Origin of the sequence: Lutibacter oricola (assembly GCF_900106565.1) — a bacterium.
GTDB classification, from domain to species: Bacteria; Bacteroidota; Bacteroidia; order Flavobacteriales; family Flavobacteriaceae; genus Lutibacter; species Lutibacter oricola.
Genome location: NZ_FNNJ01000002.1, coordinates 329124 through 353589 on the forward strand (window position 1 = coordinate 329124; position 24466 = coordinate 353589).

The following is a 24466-nucleotide window of genomic DNA, read 5'->3' on the forward strand; positions in this document are numbered from 1 at the left end:
AATTATCATATGAAATTAGCGAAATTATATTTAGCCTTAATAATAGGAGTTTTATTGCTTCCACAAGTTTCAAAGGCACAAGAAAAGAAACCTAATCTAATTGTTATTCATACAGACGAACATAACTTTAGAACGTTAGGTTGTTACCGAGATCAGCTAACTGAAGACCAAGCATTTGTTTGGGGAAAAGGTGTTGAGGTAAAAACACCACATATTGATCGAATTGCAAACGAAGGTGCTATTTGTAATAATTACTATGCTTCATCACCTGTTTGTACTCCATCAAGAGCTTCTTTAGTATCAGGAAATTATCCTATTAAAACAGCTTCATATAGAAATGATATTCCAATGAAGGATGAGGTTGTAACTTTTGCTGAAGTATTAAAGCAAGAAGGCTATGCAACTTCGTATTTAGGAAAATGGCATTTAGATGGTAAGGCAAAACCTGGTTTTGCTCCAAAAAGGAAATTTGGATTTACAGATAATAAGTATATGTTTAATCGTGGACATTGGAAAGGTTTAGAAGATGATGAACACGGAAATCCAAAATTAGCTGGAGATTACAATGCTAAAAATTTCAAACAAAAAATTAATGTAAAAAATACCACAGCTGTAGATTTTACAACCGATTATTTAGCAACAAAAACAATTGAGATTTTAGAAAGAGATAAGAATAAACCATTTTGTATTATGGTTTCTATTCCAGATCCTCACACGCCAAACACTGTTCGTCCACCTTACGACACAATGTATTCAAACCTACATTTCGAAAAACCTAAAACACTAAAAACGCCAGTTAGTGAAATGCCTAATTGGGCTGGTGCACAAGGAAAGAATTTTGTAAATGAATTAGAGCAAGACAAAATGCAACGTTATTTTGGAATGGTAAAATGTATTGATGATAATGTAGGTAGAATTCTAGATTTTTTAGATGAAAATAATTTAACTGAAAATACGATAGTTGTTTTTACATCAGATCACGGAGATTTAATGGGCGAACATCACAAACATAACAAAGGAAACCCTTATGAAGCTTCAGCAAAAATTCCTTTTGTATTGCGTTACCCTAGAAAGGTAAAAGCAGGGAAAGTTATTAAAAAAGCATATACAACAACCGATTTTACACCTACAATTCTTGGGTTAATGGGAGCTCCAGAAATTAAAAATGTAGATGGAGTAAATGCTTCATCTGATTTCACTTCAAAAAAGAAAGAAATTATTGACGATAGAGTTACTTATATGACTTCATCACATCAAAAATGGATTGCTGCAGTTACAAATAGATATAAGTTAGTATTGTCGCAAGAAGATAAACCTTGGTTGATAGATTTAGAAGTGAACCCTGATGAGGATATTAACTTTTACAATAATGCTAAATACAAAAAAATAGCCAGTGAATTACAAGCTGAACTATTAAAACAAGCTAAAAAATACAACGATCCAGTTTTTACAAAAGGTAAAAATGAATTAATTTATAAATAATTAAGATGAATAAAATTACACCAATTATAATTACATTATTGTTGAGTTTTACAGTAAACGCTCAATTCAATAAAACGTATTTCAAGAAATTAAATTCAAAGAGAGTTGAATCAACAGATTTGGTTGAATGGCGACAAGTTGGTCCGGGAATGTCCGGTTATTGCGAAGAGTTTTGGTGCCATCCAACCGATAAAAATGTTATTATGATGTCGCCAGATATGTTTAACACTTACGGTTCTTGGGATGCCGGAAAAACTTGGAGTACGGTAAAAGATGCCGATGGAGAAGGAAAAGATTTGGCTAGAGTACGTAAGTTTATGTTTTCGTACCAAAATCCTGCATTTGGATTTGCAATAACTGGTGGAGGAAAATTATACAAAACTCTTGATACTGGTAGAAGTTGGAAAGAAGTTCATACCTTTAAAGGTCGCCATTCTGAAATTACAGTAGATCCTTCAAACGATAAAAACTGGTATATAGGTCCTGGAGATTTCTGGAATGTAAAAAAAAGTTGGAGACATATAAATGGACAAGCAGGAAAAGTAAATAAAAATGCCATTTACAGAAGCACTGATAGTGGTAAAACTTGGCAAAAGTTTAAAGTTGGAGATTCTGAAAAAATAGATGTTGGTAGAATTGTAGTTGATCCAAACAATTCAAAAGTAATAATAACCATTACTAACCAAGGTGTTTTTAGAAGTACTGACAAAGGTAAAACTTGGAAACCAAGTGCCAAAGGATTGCAAGTTAATAGACCAAGAGATTTAGATGCTTACTTTGATAAAAACACAAAAGAATTCATTTTATATTTAGTTGATCAAACAGCTTTTGTAGGAAATGGTAAAACAATTACTTCAAAAGGAGGGGTTTATAAAAGTACCGATTCAGGTAAAACTTGGGAAAGCATAACAGGAAATTTAGGTGTTGATTTAAAAGAAATTTCTACCAAAGCACTTCAAAATAGATATTGGAAATCTTTATCATATTGGTTTCAAACAAGTGTGAAAGATGTTAGAACAAAATACCCTGAATTACCTACAAATGTTTTAGATATTTGGCATAGAATTCAAGTAAACCCAACCAATAAAAACGAAATTTACTTATCGCATAACACAAAACACGACAAGGCTTTTTTAATGGGAGATGCTTGGAAATCTAAGGATGGTGGAAAAACTTGGATAGCTGTTGCTAGAACAGGTTTATATTGGAAAAATAACAAAAACAAAGCGTATTGGGAATCTAGAAACAATCCAACAAACACAAACACAACTTTTGCTCATTTACAGCCTGAAATGGACAGAAGAGAGAATTCTTGGGGAAATAGATTTCTAGAATTAAGTGTAGATGGCACTGCATATATTTGTTTAGATCAACAAGTATTGGCTTCAAAAAATGGAGGTGAAACTTGGCAACAAATTGATGATAATGAAACTGCTCCAGGAAGTAAGCGTTGGGTAGGTCGTGGAGGTAGTAATTTACCTGGTAGATTTATGTTGTTAGAAACTGGAATTAAAGACAGGTATTTACTTACAAGTGGAGAACACGGTTTATGGCAAACTGCGCCATTAGGTAATTACCCTGAAAAAATGGAGGTTGCTGTTGAACAACTAGAAGGGCAAGTACATCACGGTGGAGCTCATTCCGCAGGTACGGTTGCGGTGCATCCAAACAACCCTGATATTATTTACTTTTTATCGTATAGACAAAATCACAGAGGAAAACTTCGTAGATCAATTGATGGCGGTAAAACGTGGGAAAATATATCTACCATTTTTGCTGCAGATACTCCTGCTCACGAGCGTTTGGTATTTTTAAATTCATTAATAATTGACCCAAACAACGCGAAAAACATGTATTTCTGTGCAACTAAAAAACCTATTTCACAAGTTGCTGGTCCATATGCTAAAAGTTTAACAAAAGGAGATTATGGTTTTTATAAATCTACAGATGAAGGTTATACTTGGAAATTAAGTATGAAAGGTTTTCATCCTAACGCAAGTATTAGACGAGTTGTAATGGACCCTAAAAATCCGGAAACTTTATACGCTGCAGTAAATGATGATAATGGAGGTCTTTTTATTTCAAAAGATAAAGGTGATTCGTGGAAAGAAGTTAAAATTTCTTCAGAAATAAAAAATGTGAATAATATTTTTATTGATAGGAATACACAGGATATGTTTATTTCAACAGGAAATGAAAATGGAACTGATATTGGCGGTGGCGTATGGAAAAGCAAAAACAAAGGGAATTCTTGGGAACGAATTTTTAAACTTCCATACGTTTGGCAATGTGAAACTTCACCAGTAAATTCAAATATAATAACTGTAAGTGCTCCATTAGCACATAGAGCAAAAGCAAAAAATGAAAAACTTAATTCAGGTGCCTATGTTTCAATGGATAGTGGAAAAACGTGGAATAAAATCAACAAAGGTTTAGGTCAGCACGATAGAATTGTAGATTTAAAACCAGACCCATACAGAGAAGATGTTTTTTGGGCATCACAAAAAGGAAGTGGTTGGGCAATTGGCTATTTAAAAGGAACCAAAAAAGGTTGGTCTGAAAAATAAAAAATAGAAAAAATGAAATCATTAGTTACACTTTTAATCGGTTTGTTGTTGCTTACTTCAACAGAGATAAATGCCCAAAATAAATATAATTTAGACGTTTCTAAAACCGAAGAATTAAGAGTAAGAGATGGCTTGCCAAACTTTTTTCAAAAATTAAAAGAAGGAAAAGATGTAAAAGTTGGATACATTGGAGGAAGTATTACCAATGGCGGAATGTGGAGAGCAAAATCTATAGAATGGTTAAAAAGTGAATATCCAAAAGCAACTATTACGCAAGTAAATGCTGCAATTGGTGGAACTGGACCAGATTATGGTGCTTGTAGAATTCAAGACCATTTGTTACAACACAATCCAGATATGGTTTTTATAGAATATCGTGTAAATAATGGAGGCGTATATAAGGGCGCTGCTTTAGAAGGATTGATTCCTCAAATTTGGAAAAATAATCCAAATACTGAAATTTGTTTTGTTTATACAATTGCACATTGGATGCTAAATGAAATTAAAGAAGGAAAACAAACAAGTGCAGGAATTTATATGGAGCCTGTTGCAAATCATTATGGAATACCTTCTATAGAATTTGGATTGGAAGTTGTAAAACTTTTGAAGGAAGATAAATTGGTTTTCAAAAAAGGAGACAAACCAGCGGAAGGAAGAATCATTTTTAGTAAAGATGCTGTACATCCAATAGAAGCAGGTCATAATATTTATAGAGATGTTTTAGCAAGATCTCTAAAATCTATGGAAAATCACGGAACACCTGGAGCTAATAAAATTCCAGAACCGTTGAATAATAACTCTTTTTCAAATGCATCAATGGTGCCAGTTTCCAAAGCTAAATTTAGTGCAAACTGGAAAAAAGCCAAGTTAACAGGCATTGATATAAATGACGATTTTACTGATAAAAATGGTGGTGAAAAAACCATTTTTAACGAAGCAATGAAAACTACTAAAATTGGTGAGTCTTTTGCATTTAAATGGGAAGGTTTTTTACTGGGTTTTACAGCTTTGCTAGATGCAAAAGGTGCTATTCAAGTAGAAGTAACTACCGATGGAGGAAAACCAAAATTAATTGATTTAAAATCTAGAAGTGGAAAACCACAAACCAAGTATACTTTTTTAAAAGAAGTAAAAAAAGGTGCGCATACAACAACTGTAAAACTTGTAAAATTAGCACCTGAAAAAGTATTGCAAATAGGCCAGTTTTTGGTTGTTAACGAATAGTTTAAAACAATATAAAATGAACAAAATCACAAAGTTTTTATTTAGTTTTCTAGTAATTTGGATTGTTTTTTCACCTACAAATGCACAAACCAAATTAGCCAATATTTTTAATAGTCATATGGTATTGCAACGCAATACTGAAGTACATATTTGGGGAAAAGATGCTCCAAATACAACCATAGAATTAGAAGCCAGTTGGGGAAAACAAGCAAAAACTAAAACCAATTCAAAAGGAGTCTGGAAAACCACTATTAAAACAACAAATGCTGGTGGACCTTATACTTTAAAGGTTAATGGTTCTCAAAACATAGTATTAGAAGATATTTTATTGGGTGAAGTTTGGTTGTGTGGCGGACAATCTAATATGGCAATGAAACTTGAAGGAAATATAGGTCAACATATTGAGGGCAGTAACAGCGCAATTTTAAAAAGTACCAACTCACAACTACGATTTTTTACAGTTAAAAAAGCAGTAAGTGAAACTCCTTTAGATGAATGTGAAGGAACTTGGGAGGTTTCTAACCCTAAATCTGCTGCAAAATTTAGTGCTGTTGGTTATTTCTTCGGAAAAATGATTCAAGAATCATTAGGTGTTCCTGTTGGGTTAATTTCTAGTAATGTAGGTGCAACACCTGCCGAGGCTTGGACTTCAAAAGAAATATTAGATAGTGAATTTCCTAATTTTAAGAGCGATGCTCCAAAGAAAAGTGAAAACAGAACTCCTTCAGTTTTATTTAATGGAATGATAAATCCATTAATTCCATTTACAATTAAAGGTTCAATTTGGTATCAAGGTGAAGGAAATAGATGGAATCCAGAACAATATTCACGGTTATTTCCTGCAATGATTAAAAATTGGCGAGCTAAATGGAAACAAGGAAATTTTCCGTTTTACTTTGTTCAGTTAGCACCATTTGGTAATAATATTGAAGGTTGGGTTGGCATTCAACAAGCGCAGTTAAAAACAATGCTTACTGTTCCCAAAACTGGAATGGCTGTAATTAATGATATTGGTTATAAAACAAGAATTCATCCTCCAAAAAAGAGAGAAGTTGGTGAACGTTTAGCGTTGTGGGCATTGAAAAAAGATTATAATATTGAAGGAATTGTACATTCTGGTCCAATTTTTAAATCTATGAAAATAGAAGAAAGTAAAGCATTGATTAGTTTTAATGAAGCTCCCTTAGGAATAACTTCATTAGGAAAAGAACTTGCCAATTTTGAAATAGCAGGAACTGATGGCGTTTATCATACTGCAAATGCTAAAATTGTAGAGAAAGGTAAAACCTTGCAAGTTTGGAGTAATAAAGTAACAAAACCCAAAAATGTTAGATATGGTTGGACTAGCTATATTGAAGCAAGTTTGTTTAATACCGCAGGTTTACCAGCTTCTGCATTTTGTACTGAAAGTTGGGAAAATATCTTTAAAAAGTAACTAATTAACCATTACTACTATTTATTAGGACGTTTGGTTTCTTAATAAAAAGGAAAAAGAAGGATTTTTGTTAAGAAGAAATTTACATAAAAATTGTGTTTAGCATTAATAATTTTAAACATGATTTTTAAAGAACTTTCTAGACAACAATACATTAGTTATAATGAAACAAGGTATAAATATGCACAAAGGAATAAGTATAATCGTTTTTTTTATATGTTTTGGGTTTTCAAAACTGTATTCGCAAGAAATTCACGTGTATTCAACAGATATTCCGTGGATGCAAGGCTCAATTACTGAAGATTCAGATAAAATATATTCTATTAATGAAGCTATTAATCAGGCTTCAAGTGGAGATGTAATTATTATTCACGAAGGAATTTATCGTGAAAAAGTAGTTGTTAACAAAAATAATTTAACACTTAAAAATTATAATAGTGATTATGTACTGGTTACAGGAGCTGATAAAGTTTCGGGAACGTGGAATGATGCGACAGGAATGACTTCAGGAGTAAAAGTAATTGATATTTCGGGTATAAATATAGAAACAGATTACAGTCAATTGTTTTCAAATGGTAACATTCAAAAATTAGGACGTCATCCAAATAGAAATATTGAAGATATGATGGAAGTTATCCATTCCGAAGGTGGTTACGCGCCGTTAACCAACGCTTCAAAACCTTCAGGAGCAACTGCTACAGGGCAAGTAACTTTTCAAGAAACAACCATTCCAGATGTAGATTTAACTGGAGGAATTGTAAGAGCAATGACTGGGAAAATGCGTAATTATGTTTACGGTAATATTGTTTCAAATTCAGGAAATACAGTTTCATTTAAGGCTATAAACAGTAATACAGATTGGAAAAAAGATAATGCTATTGCTTCAACAAGATTTAAATTTAGTTGGGGATATGTTTTGCATAAAAATTTGGTAGACACAAAAGGTGAATGGTTTATTGAAAACAACAAATTGTATTATTTCCCTTCAAACGGAGGAAATATAAATGATTATAGAATTGAATTGCAAACACGTGAAAAAGTATTGCTATTAAATAATACAGAAGGAATTCAAGTTTCAGGTATTAATTTTGTTGCCGGAAATGTAGATTTTCAAGATGCCAATAATGCAGTTATTGAAGATTGTACATTTAGATATTTACATCCATTTTGGACTCCTAATGGTTATGGACAAAATGATACAGATCCGAAAGGAATTTATTTAGAAGATAGCTCAAATAATACGTTTAAAAATACTTATGTTGGTCATAGTTGGGGAAATATGGTTGCATTGCGCAGTGGAGCAAACAATTCTTTTGAAAACTGTACCATTGAAGATTTTGGGTGGGTAGGCGTATTTACTTCAGGAATTCATATAAATAAATCGAATAACACCAATATTAACAATTGTACGTTTGGTGATGCCGGAAGATTTCAAATTCGTGTTGATGGAGGAGATGCTAAAGTGAATATTATGGATTCAGACTTTTATGGTGCAATGAAAATGGGTGAAGATGCTGGTCCAATTGAAGCAACAAGTACAGGTAGAATAGAATCTTTAGATTTAAAAGGCGGTGTAATTGCGTACAATAAAATTCACGATGTAAAAGGAATTCCGGTTTCTGATGGTAACTATAACAAGCAAAAAGTTACTGCGTTTTATATGGAAGACACTGAAAATTATACTGCACACCATAACTTAATTTACAATATAAAAGCCGATAATTATAACGGTTCAGTAGATATTACAAGACACGGTGAATTTTTATATTTAGGTCCTAGATATAACCCAATGGACAATCCTGTAAACTATTACAACAACACTATTTGGAACTACGATTTTTGTATTAGCATTTGGAATATTGAAATAGATAATTGGGAAGCATTGGGGTTAGATTTTGATTCAGGACGTATAACAGATGGTCATTTTGCAAACAATATTTTTATGACCAATTCTGATTTTAAATTAAGTTATGTGCGTCAAATTTTATCAAGTACAGGAGGAAATCAAGGTTATGTTACCTTGAATCCAAGTCCAAGTTTAGAAACAACCGATTGGAATGAATTTACAACACATTGTGCCAATTATAATTATCATTTTAATCCTGAAAATAATGTATTTATAAACCCTTCAGTAGCAAATTCAAACTTTGCTGATGTTGTAAACGGAGATTTTAATTTAAGTAGTTCATCTTCAGCAATTGCAGCAGGAATAGAAATACCTGGAATTACAAGTTCATCAACACCAGATGCTGGAGCTTTAGAAGGTGGAAATAGAGTTTTAAATGCTGGGGCAAATTTAACCTTGCCTGATTTTTTAGAGAAAGAGTTTTCAATATTAAATGCAAAATTTTCAATTGCAATTACGTCAGAAACTTGTCCGGATGAAAACAATGGTACATTAGCAATTATACCTAATGTAGGTGCCAATTATCAAGTAAACTTCAATGGGAATATTTACGAATTTACGGATGAAATTTCTTTTCAAGATTTAGCCCCAAATACCTATGAGATTTGTATAAATATTAACGGAGAAACAGAAGAACAATGTTTTGAGTTTAAAGTAGCTTCTGCAGAAGGATTATCGTCTAAAACAAGTATGTTTGGCAAGCAATTGGAGGTAAATATTACATCAGGAACAGCTCCTTTTAATGTTACAGTAAATAATATTCAAGTTTTAGAAACTAATTCTTCAAAATTTAATATTGGAGTAAACCAAGGAGATATTGTAAGTGTAAAAACCGCAAATGAATGTGAAGGTGAATTGTTAAAAACAATTGATTTTTATGGAAGTGTAAATCCTTCTCCAAACCCAACAATGGGAGAATTCAGAATTACATTACCTATAAATGAAGGCAATATTCCTATTGAAATATACAATGTTCAAGGGCAATTAATTTCTTCAGAAATTTATACTGTAAATTCAGGAATAGTTCTGTTAAATTTAAATGAAAAGCCATCTGGAATTTATTTTGCCAGAATTAGAACCGACAAACCAATAAACTTTAAAATTGTTAAAAAATAAACCATTTTATGAAAAAATCAATTTTAATTATTCTAGTTTTTATAATGAACTTGTCTTTTGGACAAAAAAATGTACTAGATATTTCAGAAAAAAAAGCTGCTAAAAATAAGATTTGTTTTGCATTGTACACAGTACACGACAATACACTAAAAATGACGGCACAGTTTTACCCAATAAAAAACTACGACCCGTTTAGAGCAACACTTCAAATTAAAAATAATGGAAAATGGGAAGAAACTCAAATTGCTGAAATTCAATACCCAAGTTATACGGCTCATTTTAGAATAGAAAATTGGGATGATTCTAAAGAAAAAGAATATAGAGTAGTTTATAAAAAAAATCAGTTTTATACAGGAATTATTCGCCAAAACCCAATAAATAAAGAAGAAGTTGTAATGGCAGCTTTTTCTTGTTGGTCTATTTATGAAAGACACGGCGGACAAGAGCCAGAAACAGATATAATTAACAATTTAAAAAAGTTAAAACCTGACGTGTTGTTTTTTGCCGGAGATCAGGTGTACGACCATAGTGAGCATTATAAATATTGGTTAAAGTTTGGAGAATCTTTTGGAGATATTATTAGAAACACTCCAACAATTTCTATTCCAGATGATCACGATGTTGGGCAAGGAAATATTTGGGGAGATGGCGGAAGAAAATCTGAAACTAGAGATGGTAATTACGGTGGTTATTATATGCCTGTAAATTATATTGAAGAAGTACAATTAGCTCAAACTTGGCATTTGCCCGATCCTTACGATGCTACACCAATAGAACAAGGTATTGGTGTTTATTACACAAATTTAACTTGGGGAGGAATTAGTTTTGCTATTGTTGAAGATAGAAAATTTAAATCTGGACCTAGAAGAGTTTTAGATAAAAGAAGATATAACGACACGAGAGAAATGGATGTTTTAGAAGCTACTTTATTGGGTAAGCGTCAATTAGATTTTTTAGAAGATTGGACCACTGATTGGAAAAATGCTGAAATGAAAGCTGTTTTGTCTCAAACAATCTTCACCAATTTGGCAACGCATTCACCAACTATCGATAAAAAACAACGTTACAGTGTAGACTCAAACGGATGGCCACAATCAGGAAGAAATAGAGCACTAAATGTTATTAGAAAAAGCTTTGCTTGTATGATTGCTGGAGATCAACATTTAGGTTCTGTAGTACATCACGGAATTGAAGACTGGAACAATGCAGGATATTCATTTGCTGTTCCGGCAGCAGCAAATTATTGGATGCGTTGGTGGAATCCAGACAAGCCAGGAAAAAACCAAGAAAAAGGAGCTCCATTATATACAGGAGAATATAAGGATGCTTTTCATAATAAAATTACAGTTCACGCAGTAGCAAATCCTACTCATAAAGATAATAAACCAAGAAAAGATTTATTAAAAGGAAGAGCCGCTGGTTATGGAATAATAAAATTCAACAAACCTAAAAGAGAAATTACTTATGAATGCTGGGAGCGTAATGTAGATATGTTTGCTGAAGGAAGTAAACCTTATGAAGGATGGCCTTTTACTTTTTCTCAAACAGATAATTTTAGAGTTGCAAATGGGTATCAATTACCAACTCTAAAAATTTCAAAAGACAATCAAGTTGTAACAATTAGAAATAATTTTACTAAAGAAGTTGTTTCTTCTTTAAGAATTAATGGAAAAGAGTATAAGCCAACTGTAATGCAACCTGGACAGTATACTATTGAAGTTGGAGAAGGTAAAAATACTACGCGTTTGTTCGAAATTGACGCCATTAAAAAGAATAAGAAAATAATAAATGTAGTAATTGATTAATGAAATTAAATATCCTTATTTGAGTTGCTTTTTTGGTCCTAATACTAAAATTCTTAAGGAACTTAAGTATTATTAAAGATGGATTAATTGAGTTTATTTAATTTGGGGTGTATATTAATTCATATTAATAAAAAAAGGACAATGTTAAGATCGAATGTTTTTTATAAAAAATTAGTATTATCAATTATTGTAGTACTATTTTTTAACAGCTCATTACAAAGCCAGACAAATACAATAAAGAACCCAGTTTTAACAGGTTTTTATTCAGACCCTAGTATTTGTAGAATAGGAGAAGATTATTATTTAGTAAATTCTTCTTTTGAAATGTATCCAGGACTTCCAATTCACCATAGTAAAGACTTGGTAAATTGGGAATTAATTGGTTATGGAGTTAGTGACCCAAATAAGTTTGTTATTGGAAAAGAAGGTAAGAGCATGAGTAATGATATTTTTGCACCAACAATTCGTTTTCATAATGGTTTATTTTATATTATTTGCACCGGTGTAGGTGGGCAAGGAAATTTTTTTATAACTGCTACTGATCCTGCTGGAGAATGGTCTGCTCCAAATTGGATTGAAGGTTCTGAAGGTATAGATCCTGAGATTTTTTGGGATACAGATGGTAAATCATATTATTTAGGTCAGAGTAGTCCAAGAAGATTTAAAATTGAAGGAAAAGTAATGGGAGCCCAATGGCCTGGACAATCTTTAGTTTATATGCAAGAGATTGATTTAAAGGCTTCAAAATTAATAGGTGAACGCAAAATTTTAACGCACGGACATGCTACAAATGCACGATGGACAGAAGGTCCACATCTTTTTAAATTGAATGGGAAATATTTATTAATGGTTGCAGAAGGTGGTACTGATTTACAACATGCAACAACAGTTTTTCATAGCGATACTATTTGGGGGCCTTATGTACCTGAGTATACAAATCCGGTTTTATCACATCGTCATTTAGGTAAAAGCTATCCAGTTTGGGCTGTTGGGCATACAGACTTGGTGCAAACTCAAAAAGGAGATTGGTGGGCTGTAATGCACGCAAAACGAAAAATAGATGGAGTTACAATTTTAGCAAGAGAAACGTGTATAACTCCTGTTGCTTTTGAAGGGAATACTCCAGTTTTTAATCCTGGTGTTGGAAAATTATCAATGGATCTACAACAACCAAATTTACCTTGGACACCTGTAAAAAAGTTAGTTGAACGAGATGAGTTTAAGAAATCTAAACTTGAATTGTATTGGAATTTTATACGCACTCCAAAATTAAGTTGGCATTCCATTAAAAAAGGTGAATTAATTGTAAAAACTAGACCAAATTCAATAAGTAAGTTTGAAAATCCAAGTTTTATTGGTAGAAGAGTAGAGAGTCATAAATTTTCTGCTTCAACCTTATTAAAATTTAATTCAAAAAAAGAAAATGAACGTGCTGGTATTGTAATTTATAGAAATAAAGATTCGAATTTTCAGCTGCTTAAAAACTCTAAGAGTATTTTGTTAATAAATACGGCTCCAAAAAATCAGAAAATTGTAGCAGAAATTCCATACAGTAAAAAGGAAGTTGTTTTTAAATTAGAAGTAGATGGACATAATAAAGCAACATTTTTTTATGGAGAAAATGAAAAGGAATTCAAACAAATTGGAGAACCACAAGATCTTTATTATTTATCTGATGAAGCTTTTGTAAGATATAATGGTTTATATGTTGGTATGTATACCTCTAGCGAAGGTGAACCTTCAAAATTAGAAGCAAAATTTAGTTGGTTTGAGTATACGAATCAATAATTATTAAAGCGAATAATTAACTTTTAGTTGCCGTTTTTTTATTTTTGTTTGAAAGAGTTTGTCGTCAAATTTATTTACAGAAGTTAGAATTTTAACTTGGCATTTCGTACATATTTAAATGCTTTTTTAAGATACCAGAAGGTGTGTTTTTTGTTTCATCAAAAATTCGTGTATCTCCAAATAAAATAAAGCTATCTCGGGCTCTAGAAACAGCTACATTTAACATGTTGGGTTTGTTATCTCTATCAAAAAATAGTGTTCCTTCATCGCTATTGCTATAAACGGAGCTAAACAATACAATATTTCGTTCTGCACCTTGTAAGGCATGTACAGTTCCTAGTTTAATATCATTTACTTTAAAACCAGATTTAATTAGTGCTTTTGAAAGTTCTGTTTTTTGACTAGCAAAAGGTGTAATAATACCTAAAATACTTTCAATAGAATCTACACCATAAGCTTTTTCTATATCTTCTTTATTTCTATTAAGCCATAGAATAATGGACTTTACTTCGTTAATGTTATGACGGCTATTAAATTTACGTTCGCTAAAACCTTCGATGTGGTAAGCCATCATAGAAGGAAAAATTTGATCTTCTCGAGCTTTTCCTTTCATAGGTTTTAAAATACCATCGTAGGCTAACTCGTTACAAAAACCAATTATTTCATCATTACATCTTCTATGCTCTAACAATAACAATCCATTTTCTTTTTTTGTAACTAATGGAGTTTCATATTCACAAGCGTTTTGAGCCATTCTCATAATACTTCCGCTAGATGCCAAAAAGCCGATTTCATTTAAATAGTCATTTTGAGCCAAGTTGGTAATAATGTTTTCGTTAGTTAAGTTTCCTTGATCAATTTTTTGTGGAATAGTCCAAATAGGTTCAATTTGTTTTAAATCTCCAACAACAATAGCCTTTTGAGCTAAAGAAAATACAGGTATGCTTACTTCTGGGGTAACTTGCCCTGCTTCATCAATAATTAATAAATCTAAAAAGTTATACAATGGTAAATACTCAAAAATAGGTTTTCCGTTTTCATTTTCGCCTTGAAATTGACTGTATAAAAAGTGTGTTGGAGCAGTATATAAAGTAGCTACAAAACAAGGTGTAAGCATTGCTCTTCGTTTCCATTTTGCAATAATGGTATTTTCTCCAGTTCCTTTTTCTGTTTCATTTTCGAGTACATCACGAGTTTCTAAAATCCATCTAGCTTCCCAATAGTGAGTTGCTAATAAAAAGGCTTCGTGTCTTAGACTTAAATCAATTTCATCATAGAAAAAACGGTGTGATTTATCATCAGAAGCCATTTTATCGTACTCATTTTTCCACATTTGTTCTTCAGAAATAAAAGGGTATCCCGAAACACTATTTTGATGTTTCCAATTACTTAATTTTAAGTTTGAAGTTAGTGCTAAATTTAAATCTGCTATACAATGTTTTATAAATGAGAGTGCTGTTTCAGTATCGTTTAGAATATTATTTCCAACTTTAAATAATTGTTCTTCAGTTGGAGCACTTTTATCAGAATCTGTTTTAAAATAACGTTGTATTTCGCTAATAAAATTATCTTCTTTTGCCAGTTTTAGAATTCCAGTAATAATGGTTCTCCACTGTTGAAGTTTTGATATTTTAATTTCGTTTTTTTGAATTCTATTTTCTTTATGAAGTAATAATTTATTAACCTTTTCTATAGAGTTTAAATAGTTTTTAGATATTCGAACTCCATCTATTAATTTGTCTTCAATTATTGAAATATCTTCTTGAAGTTTATCGCATACATCTTCTAGAGAATCTGGTTCATATTGAAAATAAGTGGAATATTTATTATAATAATAATGCTCAGCATCTATTAAATAATCTTCATTTTCTAGGTCGCAAAGTGTACCTTCATTACCAAACATATTACCTTTTAAATAATTGATGTTTTTTAAACCTTTTTCACTTTTAGAACTAGAAGGTAGGTAAGTAGCATAACCATTAAAACGTGGAATCCAACGTTCGGCAAGGTTATCCATAGAACTTTTAGAATTTATAAAACTATCAATAATGTTTGTAACAGCTTGGTTGTTTGTAGAGCAAGCTAAAATTACTGGCGCTTCTTCGCCTTTTATAGCAGCTTTAACAACTTCAGTAGCAACTAAACTTTGTAATAAGGTTGTTTTTCCGGTTCCTGGAGGTCCGTTTACTGCAGTAATGGCATTTTCTTCAGCAGTTAAATAAGACAGTAAAGATTTACGTTGGCTAATAGATAACGGAAACTCATTAGACATTTGACCTAAATGCAAATGATTAAAATCTAAAAAACCTTGATCAGTAATAGCTTCTCTTCGGTTTCTATCTGTTGTATTTATAAGTTTTGAAATTAAAGGAAGTTCTTCTTTATAATTTACTAGATTTTCATATAAAAAAAGGATACTTTTTGCTGCTGAAATTTTTGAGCTTCGTGCAAAATAAGTTGTTTTATGATTGGTTTTATATCCCTTAACGTTATAATCGTTTATAGCTCCAAAGGTAATTTCAGAAAATATTTTATTTACGTAACTCCAATAAACGCCCCATTCTATTTCTTCATTTTCTTCAGCAGTAGGTTTTTCAACATCTCTTAAAAGTGAAATAGTATCCATATTAGAAAAAATAAAATCATTTCCTACATCAGCAATTGGATCTAAATAATTTCGAACTATTAAAGGAAAAACTTCTTTAGGAGCTGATAATTGACCTAACCTATTAACTTTGGCACTTATCCAAAAAGGGTGAATAGATTTTTGCTTAAAGTTCTCGTTATTAGTATGGTAATCCAACTGAAAAGGAGCAATAATTATTTCAGTTTCTACAACCTTGTGCCATTTTGCACTGTCTTGTTTTGTAATACCTTTTATTCTATTAATTCGTCTTTCTTCAGCATCTAGCATATCTGTTGCATTTTTAGAATTAATAGTTGCCGCATCTAAATCGCAATAATTTTGGTGAAATAAATTTTTAATGCTAGAAATATCTACAGCCAAGTTTTCACTGTCAGTTAAACTATTTTTATAATAGTTTAACCAATTATTAAGGTTGTTCATTAATTTTTTTAGTATTCGTAATTAGCTAGTTTCTTAAAAAAACGATTGCGAATATATAATAATTAATGCTTTTTTTTAGCGAAATTATAGATGTAATTTTTCAAAAAAAATAAGAGTAGAATGTTATTAATTGAAGATTAAGTTGTTAATGAATTTTTTAATTGGAAAGTGTTTATTTTTTTTGAAATATAAGTTTTGTAACCATATTTTAAACAATTAAGTATTTTGTATAGTAACTTATTTACCATAAATTTAATAGAAAACAAAAAGCTATGGGAGGAGCAGGTCATTTGTCTTCAATGAATGCAATTTTACGTAATAATAGAAAATTATTGCGAAAGGTTAGTATTTTTAAAAAAGACAATTCTTTTATGAGTAGTAGAAAAGCTTATTTAAAAGCTTTAAAGGGTAATGTGGATATTAAAAAATTATCTAAAAAAGAGTAATTTAATTATATAAACATACCTAATTAAAAGCATTTTGTAAGCTGAGTTATTTGTATTAAATTTAATGTACTTATAATTTTAAATAATTTGAAAAGAAAAGAAGATATACCATTTCATTATTATTCAGAAACCCATAAATATGTAAATATTAAAGATGGACATCCTGCACTTTCAATAAATCCAAATTTTCCATTTATAATGACGCAATTTGATTTAATGACGCATAGAGCTCAAGCTCAAATTCCGCATAGACATGATTATTATGAAATTATATTTTTGGAAGAAGGAGAAGGACAGCATATTATTGATTACGAACCATATAAAATTAAAACTCCTGCATTTTATTTCCTTTCAAAAGGACAAATTCATTTTTGGGAGCTAAAAAAAGGACTTGCTGGAAAAGTATTGTTATTTCCAAGGGAATTTTTAATTCCACCAGCAACAGCTTTTAATCACGAAGGAGATTTAGCATTGTTTAATAGTTTAAGTAAAGCGCCTTGCGTTAAACTTGAAGACGAGAGTATTTCTAAAATTAATATTTTACTAGAGGAAATAAATGAAGAATATTTAAGAAAATCAGATAGCAGCCTTTCTATGCTGCGTGCCTATGTTCATATTTTACTAGTGAATTTGTTTAGAATGCACGCCAAAGAGCAGAATAATAATATTTTAGACAATACAAATGCAATGGTTCGTGAATTTAGACAATTAGTTTCTGAAAATTATTTAACAGTTCGTTCTGTTCAGGAATATGCCGATTTAATAGGAATAAGCGCAACGCATTTAAGAGATACTGTTAAAAATATTACAGGTTACTCGCCAGGTCAGTTAATTAGGCAAGAAATAATTTTTGAAGCTAAACGTAGATTGGCAAATACAGAACTTACCACTGCAGAAATTGGTTACACACTTAACTTTGAAGATACATCTTATTTTAGTAGGTATTTTAAGCGTGAAACTGGATCAACACCTTCAAAATATAGAGAAGAGGTTAGAAAAAAATATCAAATTAAAATATAGAATAGTATCGAAAGTCTAAAAAAAATACCCGAAATAACTTTTTGGAAAGATAAAGAACTTAAAGTAAGTGGATTTGAGTTTTATAAGCTTGAAGAGTTAGTTACAAAAGATTTAAATCCTAAGGATCATAATCCTTTTCTTCCGCATAGATTAAATTTTTATGCTATTCTTATTATTTCCGAAGGAACCGTAAATCACGTGGTAGATTTTCAGGTTCATACTTTAAAAAAAGGCGATGTAATGGTTATTTCAAAAGGGCAAATTCACGCTTTTGAAGAAGATGCCAAATACATTGGTTATTTAGTAGTTTTTTCTGAGGCATTTATGCAAAAATATATGGCACAATCTACTATTGCACGTATAAACCATTTGTATAATTATTTTTTAAAACAGGAGAAAATCACGAATTCAGATTATAACCAAAAATTATTCAGCACCTTACAAAAGGAGTTGAAAAGCAATTCTGTTTCGTTGCCAAATATTATCGCTTCGCTGTTAACCGTTTATTTATTGAAATTGAATGATGAAAATTCAACTTCAGCAGGAAATACAGGAGACAGTAAAAATTTGGAATATTTTAATCAGTTTAAATTGTTAGTTGAAGAAAATTATTTTAACACTAGAGATGCCAAGTTTTTTTCCTCTCAAATGGCAATTTCATATAAGCATTTGAATGAAGTTTGTAAAAAAATAGTGAAAACAACTGCAAAAGCATTTATAGATAGTTATGTAATTCTCGAAGCAAAAAGAATGTTAGTTTCAACATCACTTTCAGTTAAGGAAATTGCATTTGCTTTAGGTTTTGATGAACCTACTAATTTTCTTAAATATTTTAAAAAACATACAAGTTTAACACCCGTTGAGTTTCGTAACGCTTTGGCTTAGGAAACGCGAGGTTATATATTTACCATTCAATCTCTTTGATTGACCTTTTCTCTGTTTTGTGTTTTATTCATTTTTGTATGGTGAAATTCACCCCCAAAAAAGATGAAGCAGATAACAATTTTAGGAGCAACAGACTTACTAGGTAAAAAGCTGGTACAAAAAGCCATTGCACAAGGAATAAAGGTTAAAGTATTGGTTGAAAATAAAGAAGAGATACAAGAATTTTCTCATTTAATTGAGATAGTTGAAGGCAGTTATTTAAATAAGAATGTTCTTGAAAAATCTCTTGAAAAATCTCAAATAGTTCTTTCAACTATTCAACCAAATTTAAATCAAAAACCATCTTCAAAAGATGAAGATAATTATATAAAATCTCTAGTTTTTATAATAAAAAAAATGATGGCGAGTGATCAAAATCGTTTTATAAGTATTTCAAATGCTGGAGCAAAAGGTACTAATGAACATTTACCATTAGCTCGGAAACTTTTACGTGTAAAATTAATGGCATTATCTAAATCAATAATTAACATAAGAGATAGAGAGCTTCATTTGTTAGAATATAGTGATTTAGATTGGACTGTAATTCGGTTACCCATAATTAAAGAAAAAGTTGAAGGTGAATTTGTTGCTGATGAAAACAAATTTGCAGGAACATTGGTTGATTCAAATCAATTATCTGATTTTATGTTTGCTGAAATTTCAAACAAAAATTGGATTAAAAAAGCTCCAGTTGTTGGTACTAAATAATCTGAATTAAAATGTCAAAAAAAATCAATAAAAATTTAACTGAAGGTAGTATTGGAAAGCAACTTTTCAGTTTAACTTGGCCAATGACTTTGGGAATGTTAGGAATGGTAATTTTTACCATTATTGACACCTATTTTATAGGGCTTCTTGGAGTACAGCAATTAGCAGCTATTAGTTTTTGTTTTCCAGTTATAATGTTTCTAAACGGTCTTTCAATGGGAATTGGAATTGGGACAAGTTCATTAATTTCAAGAAATATAATTGCTGTAGAGCGCTCTAAAGTTAGATTAATGTCAAGTAGAGCAATTTTATTGGGACTTGTTATAGTTGTAGTATTTGTAACAGCGGGTATAAACGCTATGGAACCTATATTTAGTTCTCTGGGAGCGAAGCAAGAGACAATGCCATACATTGTGGATTATATGACTATTTGGTTATTGGGTGTTCCTTTTGTAACCATACCTATGATTGGTAATAATATTGTAAGAGCAACTGGTGATACAAAACTGCCCGGAATGTTAATGATTGCTTCAGGGGTTGTAAATGGTGTTTTAGATCCATTATTTATTTTTGGTTACGGACCATTTCCTGAACTGGGTATAAAAGGAGCTGCTTTAGCAACTGTAATTTCAAGAGGGATAAGTTTAATTTTAATACTAATTGTACTTGTAAAAAGAGAACAGCTCTTAACAATCTATTTAGGAAATATAAAAGATATTCTTACTACTTGGAAAGAATTAATTTATGTTGCAATTCCTGCATCTATAAGTTTGTTAATTACACCAATTTCAATAGGATTTATAACAAAAATAATTTCTGGTTTTGGAAAAGAAGCCGTTGCTGCATTTGGTGTAGCTTCAAGAGTTGAAATGTTTGCTCTTATGGTGGTAACCTCATTAGGTTCTGTTTTGATCATTTTTGTTGGCCAAAATATTAGTAAACTTAAATTTCAAAGAATTTTCACTTCACTTAATTATTCTATGGTGTTTTCCTTAATTTGGGGAGGAGTTGTTTTTCTAATTTTATTGCTCTTCGGAAATTCTATAGCATCTGTTTTTACTAATGTTGTTGAAGTGATTGAAATTACAAAAAAATACTTTTATATAATTGGAGCTAGTTACGGTTTACAAGGCTTGGTTATTTTAAGTACTTCAAGTTATAATGGTATTAACAAACCATATCCGTCTGCAATATTTTCACTAATAAGAATGCTAATTTTATATGTACCATTAGCTTGGATAGGAGCAAGACTATTTGAAATTAATGGTGTGTTTTGTGCAGGTTTTATTGCAAATATTATAGTTGGAATTATATCGTATTACCATCTAAATCTTACTATTAAAAAGATAAGTGTAAGTTAATTTAATAAAGCGACAATACATTAGGTTACACATTTACCATTCATCCTCTTTTATTAACCTTTCTGAAAGTTTGTTTTCATTGCACCTTTGTAGTGTAAATATTTCAATAGTTGAAATAATAAAAAAAGTATAAAATTTTAAAAAATAATAAAGATGAAAACAAAAAGAAACTTAAGTATTGGAGTACTATTATTCACATTAATAGTTGGAACAGAAGTAAGTTCTGCTCAGGAGAATTATTCAGTAGTAAAAAGAGTTGATAATTTTAATCAACCTACAACATTCTATCCAACAAAAGCAACTCCTGTAAATGGTGCAGTGAGTGAAAATGTTGTGACTTCAGCAAAGAGAATTTTAAATAAGGAAAAACCGTTCTTAAAAAAAGGTGTTGTAAAAACGGTTGGTGAAACCAATTTAAGTGCGTGGCAAATGACAAGTGACGAAGGTGGTAATCCACAAAGTGCTCCAAATCCATTAACTTATTTTACTGCAGGAGCAGCTTCAGACTTGTTAACTCAAGTAGAAAGAAGCATTCAAATAATGGGATTAGATGTTGAAGAGGTAAAAGTAGAAACAGAGTTTTTCTTTAGATGGAGTGATATAATGACAGATAATTGGTCTGGTTATACAGATAAAGTAGTTACAAATATTGTAGTAAAAAGTAATGAGTCTGCTGAAAAAATTAAAGAATTAAAGGAAATTTCTATCAGAGCTTGGTCTATTGGCGAATCTTTGGCTAGCACTACACCAATTAACAAAGCAAATATAATTAATGGTGATGATTGGGATGGGAAATCAGCTCAAGCAGGACAAGTACCTTCACCAATTTCTAAAGATAATGGTCGTACAATTTCAAATACAACAGCTCCTTTAAGCTTGCAAACTATAAAAGTATCTGAAGATCTTCATATGGATATGAATAATTTTCCAAAGGAAATGAGTTTTTCAGAAGTAGGAATCGCAGAATCTGCTAAAGATTCAAAACGTCCATATTTACACAAATTAAGAGCAAAATCATTAACGGCTAATTACGAAACGTGGGAACTTTATGCTGATGACAGTCGCGGGTATAAAGATGGAAATTCAGCGCCTACTTCAAGAGAATATTTTACACTGGGAACTTCATTTTGTTTAATGAGTCAGTTAACACCAAATCAAATGTACTTCGCAAAAAAAGGAGTGAAGATTGATGATTTTGGAGTAGAACATCAATTTAATTACAGAGAAAATAATTTTATGACACCTTCAATGACTGGTGAAATGACAGACGTTGTAACTAGAATTCTTGTTAAAAGTGATGCTGATGAAAAATTAGCAAATGAATTTGCAGTACAAGCTTTACGTTGTTGTTTTGCTGGAGAAGGCATTGTATATCCTACAGAAATGGAAACCAATATTTATTTGAACGGTAAACTTGTGAAATAATATTCTGGTTCAATCAGGGCAAGTTTTCTTGTTCTGATTGATACCATTTTTATTCAAAATAAGTAGAAATCGAAAACAAAAAAAAGAAAAATGGAATCTCAAGAATTAAAAGCAAGAATATTTACACCGGCAAGTTTTTACAGACATCTTAAAATTTTTGTTGCAAGCTTTTCTGAATTTCGTAAATCAAGAAAAAACGGAAATGTAAGTAAATCATTCAGTGAGAAAATTATGTTAGCAGTAACACAGGTAAATGGCTGTAGATATTGCAATTATGTTCACACAAAAAATGCAGTTGATGCAGGTACTTCTGTAGATGAAATAAAAATGTTACTGAATGGTGAATTAGGAGAATTGGATAATGATGAGTCGGTAGCACTTATGTTTGCACAACATTATGCCGATACCAATGGAAAACCTGATAAGGAAACGTACACAACTTTTGTTGAACATTATGGAGAGCAGAAAGCAGTTGATATTTTGGCAATGATAAAGGTTATTATGGTGGCAAATATTCACGGTATTTCTTTAGACGCTTTCCTTAGCAGGTTTAAAGGCAAGCAAATGAAAGGCAGTAAACTTAAAAACGAGCTTGGTATTGCTTTGGGAGTTCTTGTGTTGCTTCCTACGGCAATTATAAAAGTTTGGTTTGAAAAAAGAGTTAAAAACAGCATTAATGAAAATCGAAATAAAATGAAAACAATAAAAAATATGAGTATTATAGTTTTAGCAACTTCACTTTTACTTGGTGGAGGCACAAGCTTTGCTCAAAATTTAGGAAAAACAAATAAGAAAAATAAAACCGATTACAATGTTATCTCTAGGTTAGATGTTAGTCCAAGACCAGCAGGATTTACACCAGTAAAAGCAACACCTAAAAGTGGTGCTTATATTGAAAGTGTAGTTACAACATCAAACAGAGTTTTAAATAGTGAAACTATTATGCTAAAAAAAGCTAGCGTACAACCAATTGGTGAAAAAGGCAATAGCCCTTGGGAATTTTTATGTGATGAAGGAGGACATACCTATGAGCAATCAGCTCTAAACCCATTAAGTTATATGGTTGGAGGTATTTCTTCAAGCTTATTAACTCGTGTTGAGCAAGCCATAAAAATTATGAATTTAGATGTTGTCAGTGCTAAAGTTGAAGCAAAAGTATTTTATAGATATGATGATCCTTTTACACCAAAATGGATAGGCTATACCGATAAAGTTGTTGCAAATATTCTTATTAAAAGTGATGAACCAACAGAAAAAATTGCAGAAGTAAAAAGAATGGCTGTTCAAGCGTGGGCTGTTGGAGAATGTTTAATGAATGAAACACCTGTTGAAGCAAAATATACATACAATACAAATATTTGGGATGCAGAATCTGCTAGTTCAGGTAAAGTTATAGGTTCTGAGTCTTATGATAACGGATTGAAAATTACTTCAAAAGTAGAAAAGCCTAAACCAGAAAGTTTTGAATTAGGAACGGATGTTAGTATGGAAAAATTCACCAATCCTTTTAAGTTTGAAGTAGTTAGTATTTCTGAATCTGCTAATGATAAACAAAGACCATATTTACATAAAATAACAATCAAGGCAATTCAAGAAAACTATGCCACTTGGAATGTGTATGCTGATGATAGCAGAGGTTATAAAGGTATTGACAAAGCACCGACATCAACAGATTATTTTACCTCAGGTACAACTTTGTGTTTAATGAGTCAATTGACAGGAAGTTCTGAGGTTTTCAAACATAAAGGAATTGAAATTAATGATTATCGTGCTGAACACCAATTCAATTATCAAGTAGATAATTATATGACACCTTCAGCTACAGGTCACGTAGATAGTGTTACTACAAGAATTTTGGTAAAAAGTAATACAAGTGAGAAAGTAATGAGTGATTTTGCTTCTTTGGCACTACGTATGTGTTTTGCTGGTGAAGCAGTTACAGGAGCTACAACAACAGAAATAGGTGTTTATCAAAATGGTAACCTAATAAAATAAAACCTAATTAGTTAAACTTTTGAAAAGTTCCATAATATCAGCATTAAGTCTCTTACCAGCTACAAGAATTACAAGTAATTTTGTTTCATAATAAATTATTGATTAGAACTAGAAGGTTAAAGAAAAGATAAATTTCAATAAAAATTAAAACCCTTTTACATTTTGAAATTAGAAGGCTGAAAAAGGCAAACAATATA

The 24466-nt window shown here is 31.1% G+C and carries 15 protein-coding genes; 14 read left to right on the forward strand and 1 reads right to left on the reverse strand.

The window, feature by feature from the left end; translation table 11 throughout:
* The first annotated feature begins 9 nt into the window (after positions 1-9).
* The 7 genes from BLU40_RS06135 to BLU40_RS06165 all read left to right on the forward strand — a co-directional run bounded on the left by BLU40_RS06135 (position 10) and on the right by BLU40_RS06165 (position 13323).
* On the forward strand, positions 10-1482 hold the full coding sequence (locus BLU40_RS06135; protein ID WP_090121166.1) for a sulfatase family protein: 1473 nt from the start codon (positions 10-12) through the stop codon (positions 1480-1482).
* A 5-nt stretch (positions 1483-1487) separates the two neighbouring features.
* Positions 1488-4049 carry a VPS10 domain-containing protein gene (locus tag BLU40_RS06140; RefSeq protein ID WP_090121169.1) on the forward strand — a complete coding sequence of 854 codons (2562 nt, stop codon included), beginning with the start codon at positions 1488-1490 and terminating at the stop codon, positions 4047-4049.
* A gap of 12 nt (positions 4050-4061) precedes the next feature.
* The gene (locus BLU40_RS06145) at positions 4062-5273 is read left to right on the forward strand and encodes an SGNH/GDSL hydrolase family protein (RefSeq protein WP_090121172.1); all 1212 of its coding nucleotides are present in this window, start codon (positions 4062-4064) and stop codon (positions 5271-5273) included.
* A 16-nt stretch (positions 5274-5289) separates the two neighbouring features.
* Positions 5290-6708 carry a sialate O-acetylesterase gene (locus tag BLU40_RS06150; protein ID WP_139170927.1) on the forward strand — a complete coding sequence of 473 codons (1419 nt, stop codon included), beginning with the start codon at positions 5290-5292 and terminating at the stop codon, positions 6706-6708.
* Positions 6709-6871: 163 nt separating this feature from the next.
* On the forward strand, positions 6872-9730 hold the full coding sequence (locus BLU40_RS06155) for a T9SS type A sorting domain-containing protein (RefSeq protein WP_090121177.1): 2859 nt from the start codon (positions 6872-6874) through the stop codon (positions 9728-9730).
* An 8-nt stretch (positions 9731-9738) separates the two neighbouring features.
* Positions 9739-11535 (forward strand): alkaline phosphatase D family protein, encoded by a 1797-nt coding sequence (locus BLU40_RS06160; RefSeq protein WP_175454752.1) that lies wholly within the window; start codon positions 9739-9741, stop codon positions 11533-11535.
* A gap of 141 nt (positions 11536-11676) precedes the next feature.
* A complete protein-coding gene (locus BLU40_RS06165) occupies positions 11677-13323 on the forward strand; it encodes a glycoside hydrolase family 43 protein (RefSeq protein ID WP_090121180.1) in 1647 nt (548 codons plus the stop codon).
* A gap of 91 nt (positions 13324-13414) precedes the next feature.
* On the opposite strand, the gene BLU40_RS06170 is transcribed toward BLU40_RS06165, so the two are convergent.
* Positions 13415-16390 carry a DEAD/DEAH box helicase gene (locus BLU40_RS06170; RefSeq protein ID WP_090121182.1) on the reverse strand — a complete coding sequence of 992 codons (2976 nt, stop codon included), beginning with the start codon at positions 16388-16390 and terminating at the stop codon, positions 13415-13417.
* 272 nt (positions 16391-16662) lie between these two features.
* Between BLU40_RS06170 and BLU40_RS17545 the strand changes: the two genes are divergently transcribed.
* From BLU40_RS17545 to BLU40_RS06200, 7 genes are all read left to right on the forward strand, one after another.
* Positions 16663-16836 carry a hypothetical protein gene (locus BLU40_RS17545; RefSeq protein WP_175454753.1) on the forward strand — a complete coding sequence of 58 codons (174 nt, stop codon included), beginning with the start codon at positions 16663-16665 and terminating at the stop codon, positions 16834-16836.
* A gap of 87 nt (positions 16837-16923) precedes the next feature.
* Positions 16924-17856 (forward strand): helix-turn-helix domain-containing protein, encoded by a 933-nt coding sequence (locus BLU40_RS06175; RefSeq protein WP_090121183.1) that lies wholly within the window; start codon positions 16924-16926, stop codon positions 17854-17856.
* 33 nt (positions 17857-17889) lie between these two features.
* The gene (locus BLU40_RS17680; RefSeq protein WP_262493707.1) at positions 17890-18741 is read left to right on the forward strand and encodes an AraC family transcriptional regulator; all 852 of its coding nucleotides are present in this window, start codon (positions 17890-17892) and stop codon (positions 18739-18741) included.
* A gap of 102 nt (positions 18742-18843) precedes the next feature.
* Positions 18844-19488, forward strand: coding sequence for an NAD(P)H-binding protein (locus BLU40_RS06185; RefSeq protein WP_090121189.1), 645 nt, complete (start codon positions 18844-18846; stop codon positions 19486-19488).
* 11 nt (positions 19489-19499) lie between these two features.
* The gene (locus BLU40_RS06190; RefSeq protein ID WP_090121192.1) at positions 19500-20849 is read left to right on the forward strand and encodes an MATE family efflux transporter; all 1350 of its coding nucleotides are present in this window, start codon (positions 19500-19502) and stop codon (positions 20847-20849) included.
* A gap of 153 nt (positions 20850-21002) precedes the next feature.
* A complete protein-coding gene (locus BLU40_RS06195) occupies positions 21003-22274 on the forward strand; it encodes an OsmC family protein (RefSeq protein ID WP_090121195.1) in 1272 nt (423 codons plus the stop codon).
* A 90-nt stretch (positions 22275-22364) separates the two neighbouring features.
* Complete coding sequence (locus BLU40_RS06200) at positions 22365-24269, forward strand: carboxymuconolactone decarboxylase family protein (RefSeq protein ID WP_090121198.1); 1905 nt, start codon at positions 22365-22367, stop codon at positions 24267-24269.
* Positions 24270-24466: the final 197 nt, after the last annotated feature.